The organism is Bradyrhizobium sp. PRIMUS42 (assembly GCF_023006515.1).
GTDB lineage: Bacteria > Pseudomonadota > Alphaproteobacteria > Rhizobiales > Xanthobacteraceae > Bradyrhizobium.
In genome coordinates this window covers 1-1,329 of record NZ_JALBGZ010001140.1, presented here as the reverse complement: position 1 = coordinate 1,329, position 1,329 = coordinate 1, and the positions used below count along the sequence as shown (strand labels likewise).

Annotated in this window: 1 protein-coding gene; it reads right to left on the bottom strand. The window is 66.4% G+C overall.

All coding sequences use genetic code 11. The features are described from left to right. Positions 1-220: 220 nt before the first annotated feature. A partial coding sequence (locus tag MOV75_RS38410; protein ID WP_247008044.1) for a lytic murein transglycosylase occupies positions 221-1,329 on the bottom strand: 1,109 nt, incomplete at its 5' end.

Below are 1,329 nucleotides of genomic sequence, written 5' to 3'. Positions count from 1 at the left end.
GCCATCGCGTCGAGCCGCCCCGCTTACGGCGGTCCGGTTTACGTCGCCGAGCCCCCGCCGCCCGCGCCCTGCTATTGGCAGCGTCAGCGTTATTGGGACGGCTACGGCTGGGTCGTTCGCCCGGTTCGCGTTTGCTACTGATCTGATCGCACGGCGCTCACCAGCGCCGCGATCGAAGCCCGGCCGAGACCCTCGGCCGGGCTTTTCTTTTGCCCCTGCGCTACCGCGCCGCCTGGATCGAGCGCAGCACCTCTTCGCTCGGCCAGCAATCAACCTTGAGGCCGGCCGACTTCTGATAGGCGCCGAGCGCCGCCCGCGTCAGCATGCCGGCCTTGCCGTCGATCTTGTCCTTGTAGAGCCCGACGCGGGTGAGGCCGCGCTGCATCGTCTCGACATCCTTGGTGCGCAATTGCTTGGATGCAGCCCAGGGCGTTGCGAACGGAAGCGGGCTCGTCATGCGGTCGCTGAGATGGCCGACGAACAGCACATAGAGGTCGGAGAAATTGTATTCCTTGATGACGAAGTAATTCTTCGTGGTCAGGAACGACGGGCCGTAGATGCCTTCCGGCTGGAGCAGCGAAGCCGGCTGCGCCTGCTCGGCCGCGCTGAGCTTTTGCCCGCGCACCGGCACAAAACCTTCGCGCAACCACTGGCCGATCGGCTTCGTCACCTCGGGCACGCCACTGGTGCAATCGACCTTGGCCGGCGCCTGCACCTCGTAGGCCCAGCGCACGCCGCTCTGCCAGCCCTTGTTGACGAGCTGCTGTGCCGCGGAGGCCAGCGCATCGGGCACGGAATGCCAGATGTCGATGCGACCGTCGCCGTCGAAGTCGACGCCGTGCTTGTAATATTCCGACGGCAGGAACTGCGTGAGCCCTGTGGCGCCCGCCCAGGACGAGCGCATGTCCTTGCGCGTCACCACGCCCTCGCCGAGGATCTTCAGCGAGAGGATGAATTCGGTGCGGTACTGGTCCTTGCGACGGCCGACATAGGCCTGCGTCGCCAGCACGCGGACGAGATCGTAAGGCAGCGTGTAGCGGCCGTAATCGGTCTCGCGGCCCCAGATCGCGAGCATGACGGTCGCGGGCACGCCGGACTTCTTCTCGATCTCGCTGAGCGCTGGACGATATTTCTGCAGCAGCCGCTGACCCTCGCCTGCTAGCCGCGCGATCGAGGCTTCCTTGACGTAATCCGCCGGCACCTGCACGAACTCGGCCTGCGACGGTGCGCCTAGCGCGGGGCGCCCGGGCAGAATCAGGTCGGGCAGCTTGTAGTCCGGCTCGAGCCCGCGCGTCTGCTCGTCGAACGTCTTGCGCGAGACGCCTTCGG